Annotated in this window: 5 protein-coding genes and 1 pseudogene; 3 read left to right on the plus strand and 3 right to left on the minus strand. The window is 40.9% G+C overall.

The annotated features are described in order from the left end of the window. Nucleotides 1-211, plus strand: a pseudogene (locus H6G92_RS38550) (hypothetical protein); the annotation flags it as partial. On the opposite strand, the gene H6G92_RS38555 reads toward H6G92_RS38550, so the two are convergent. Together H6G92_RS38555 and H6G92_RS38560 are read right to left on the minus strand one after the other, a co-directional pair. Continuing rightward, nucleotides 197-571 (minus strand): hypothetical protein, encoded by a 375-nt coding sequence (locus H6G92_RS38555; RefSeq protein WP_190902090.1) that lies wholly within the window; start codon nt 569-571, stop codon nt 197-199. The pseudogene H6G92_RS38550 and the gene H6G92_RS38555 sit on opposite strands and share 15 nt — an antisense overlap. Next, on the minus strand, nt 568-900 hold the full coding sequence (locus H6G92_RS38560; protein ID WP_190902091.1) for a DUF5674 family protein: 333 nt from the start codon (nt 898-900) through the stop codon (nt 568-570). Before H6G92_RS38560 ends, H6G92_RS38555 begins: the two co-directional genes overlap by 4 nt. A 39-nt stretch (nt 901-939) precedes the next feature. Between H6G92_RS38560 and H6G92_RS38565 the strand changes: the two genes are divergently transcribed. Both H6G92_RS38565 and H6G92_RS38570 read left to right on the plus strand, forming a co-directional pair. Then, complete coding sequence (locus tag H6G92_RS38565) at nt 940-1,155, plus strand: hypothetical protein (protein ID WP_190902092.1); 216 nt, start codon at nt 940-942, stop codon at nt 1,153-1,155. A 10-nt stretch (nt 1,156-1,165) separates the two neighbouring features. Next, entirely contained in the window at nt 1,166-1,498 is a 333-nt protein-coding gene (locus H6G92_RS38570; RefSeq protein WP_190902094.1) for a hypothetical protein, read from the plus strand. A 222-nt stretch (nt 1,499-1,720) separates the two neighbouring features. Here H6G92_RS38570 and H6G92_RS38575 read toward each other — a convergent pair whose 3' ends face one another. Further along, nucleotides 1,721-2,470, minus strand: coding sequence for an SDR family oxidoreductase (locus H6G92_RS38575; protein WP_190902096.1), 750 nt, complete (start codon nt 2,468-2,470; stop codon nt 1,721-1,723). Nucleotides 2,471-3,032: the final 562 nt, after the last annotated feature.

Here is a 3,032-nt window from a genome sequence, read left to right on the forward strand (position 1 = left end):
CAAGATTCAAGAGTTAGAGCAGCAGCATCAAGATTACGTGCAGAAGCAACAGAATTTGATTGCTGCGATTGCCGAAATCTGTGTTTCTCCAACGCAGGAAATACAGGCGCTGCGGATTCTGATTTATCGGGGAGAAGCAGCTTGTCGGCAGTACTTGCGTTCGGTGTTGGTTAAACAACGTCAGACTTCAAAGAGTTCAGGCACTCAGTGATTCCGGTTCAGTACCAGATATTTCCAAAACCCGACGTAACCAATATGAAGTTTCAAGAGATGCAGATTGCTTTTGTTCGGCATCCGACCAAATATTGTCCCAATTGAATAGCCATCGAGTCAACATCCGACCTAAGTCAACCAACTCTGCTGCTCTATCAATGTCATCTGCTTTCACCATATCTGGTACAGTCCACTCGATAAAGTATCGACTTTCTTTGACCAGAGTCAGCATCAATTCCTGAGATGATACCCCAGTCCACAAGGATTGAATTTGCTCAAGGTGTGCAGCTAAATGGTGCAGACGGGTAGTTACACCATCTTGTATAAAAATTTGTTGTCTCGGTGTCAATTCGATCATAAATTTCCCAGGAATTCGATAATAATTTGAGCGACCCCTTCTCTAATATTAGAGTCCAATATCTCCATTGACTTATTTTGCCGGGGGCGGAGATTGACAATCGATTCAAAAATCATCTTTTGAGTCACAGGCATAAAGCTTGCTGCCCAGATAGTTTCTTGCCGACTACCATCACCTAAAAGAGCCTGTTCGCAGTCATAGTGCAAATCACCACCACCAACTAGTACCCGACGTTCGATATCGACTGCGGCTTTGATGTAGAACTTGTGCTGTTGCAGCATTTGTTCAAGTTGCTCCGGGGTAGCGCGTTCGCGTAACAGCAAAATCATTTAAATCATAACCTCTATCAGGGGAAAGGCATTCTAATTATGGAACGGAATCAAGCACAAGTAATTACTGTAAGTCTGACTAGCACATTAGCGGCCATATCTATCGGATATTTAGGAGTACAATTTTTTGGAAAAAATGCAATGTACATGATTGCTACAGGAATGTTTGGGCTGGGTACTGGGGGATGTATTGGTCAGATTTTGGTAGAGAAAAGGCAGCAGCGAGTAGTACAAACACAGCCAAAACAAAGATAGGAGCAATCGTATGGAAACTTCAAAAGTTATCACCATCCCTAATCACTGGACATCACCAAAATACTCGTTAGGACAAAGAACCAAGCAGGGAGTGATTGTTGGGATTCAGTATTATCCACCCAATAATCTACTGACTGGCTTATGTAACGAATCTTGGCGTTATGCTGTGCTGGATAAAAACGATTTCTCAGAAGTGGCACATCTTGAAGAGGAGAAAATTCATCCGCTTACACCAATTGAATTACGTGCTGAACTTGAAGCTGAGATTGAAGCTGAGATTGAAGCGTATCAATGTAAAATACTAATTCTCAAGCACCAGTTAGGGGCAATATCCAATGCTTAAATCAGTATTTACGTACTAAGAATTACCTCTAATAATAGATGGCTTGACCAGAATTAGAGCCGATTTTTCACAAAAGACGGCGATTGATTTCATATTGAATGAATGGGATGAATCGCCGTTCGCCGTTTTGGCCAATAGTCAATAGTATCTAGTGTACGAAAATCGTGAGAGATTCGCGTGATTACTAATAACTTATGCTACGGCTTCAAGTGTTGGCATAAGTTACCAGGCTACTGGTTCGCCAAGATGGAAAAAACCACCACTGGGGCCATCATTTGGCAATATCGCTAAATCAACACCAGTTTTCGCACCTGAGATGATGTCCATCATTGCACCTTCACCACCTAATTCGGTTTTTACCCAACCCGGATGAGCGCTATTAATCTTCACTGGAGTATTACGTAACTCATGAGCTAAATGAATCGTAAATGAGTTTACTGCTGCCTTGGAAGCATCATAAGCAAATGGTTTGGAATCATAAATGAATGAATTGGGGTCAGCATGAAGTGTTAACGAGGCTTCAATACTCGACATATTTACAATTCGACCGCTAGGACTATTCAATATTAACGGTAATGCTCGTTGAGTTAATTCCACTAAGCCAAAAAAGTTTGTGTTAAATGTCTGTCGAATAATGTCTACAGAAATAGAACTAGCATTACTGGTTAACCAGTCACCATCTAAAAACACGCCTGCGTTATTGATCAAGACATCAAGCCTACCAAAAGAGTCACTAATCTGTTGAACGGCAGATTCAATTTGAGTACTATCAGTGATATCCAGAGCAATTGGGTGAGCTATAAGTCCTTCATTCTCTAAGTGACTCGCTGCTGTTTTAGCTGCATCTAAACTACGAGCTGCTATTAGAATTGTCAATCCATGTTGTCCGAGTTGGCGACTCATTTCCAGCCCCAGACCTTTATTTGCACCAGTAATCAAAGCTACTTTATTCTTTAGTTCGTCCTGCACCATGATTAAGCACTCCTGTGTGTAGTGATAAATTTAGATCACATTTCAGAACGAAATGTTTAAGCTGAGTTTAAATACTGGCTTAATCGTCCCACAAAGTCTAAATATTGAAAACCTAGCCTTTCTTCTAGGTTAAACAGCAAACACTTGTTGGCATAATCATCCACATGATTTTGTGATTCGCTCTCGATCCCACTTCATAAAAAAGCCCTAAAAACAGGGCTTTTTTTCATCACTATTTTTTTTCGTCAACCTTGCCACTTCCTTTGTGACACCCATCCTGTATAGCTTTGAGTGCTTTCAAGTGACACCAAGTTCATGATTTAACCATGCCGCTTTTTGTGACATTCCTTTAATAGCAAGGGTTCTAGAGTTTTACCCAATCTTGCCGCTTTCTGTGACATCTATACATAGTAAGGCTTTTAGATGTCACGGCAGACCTTGCTGCTTTTTTATGCCGCTTTGTGATCCGATGCAACAGTAAAATATAGATAGCGTTTTAACCAGAATTCAGGCGGATCAACCAAAAAAAACCTCATTTACGCTCGTTAAACTCTTGATAATT

The sequence above is a fragment of the Nostoc foliaceum FACHB-393 genome (assembly GCF_014698505.1).
Classification (GTDB): Bacteria; Cyanobacteriota; Cyanobacteriia; order Cyanobacteriales; family Nostocaceae; genus Nostoc; species Nostoc foliaceum_A.

Coding starts and splice junctions, on each gene's coding strand:
- H6G92_RS38555 (WP_190902090.1), bottom strand. CDS start 571: ATGATCGAATTGACACCGAGACAACAAATTTTTATACAAGATGGTGTA.
- H6G92_RS38560 (WP_190902091.1), bottom strand. CDS start 900: ATGATTTTGCTGTTACGCGAACGCGCTACCCCGGAGCAACTTGAACAA.
- H6G92_RS38565 (WP_190902092.1), top strand. CDS start 940: ATGGAACGGAATCAAGCACAAGTAATTACTGTAAGTCTGACTAGCACA.
- H6G92_RS38570 (WP_190902094.1), top strand. CDS start 1,166: ATGGAAACTTCAAAAGTTATCACCATCCCTAATCACTGGACATCACCA.
- H6G92_RS38575 (WP_190902096.1), bottom strand. CDS start 2,470: ATGGTGCAGGACGAACTAAAGAATAAAGTAGCTTTGATTACTGGTGCA.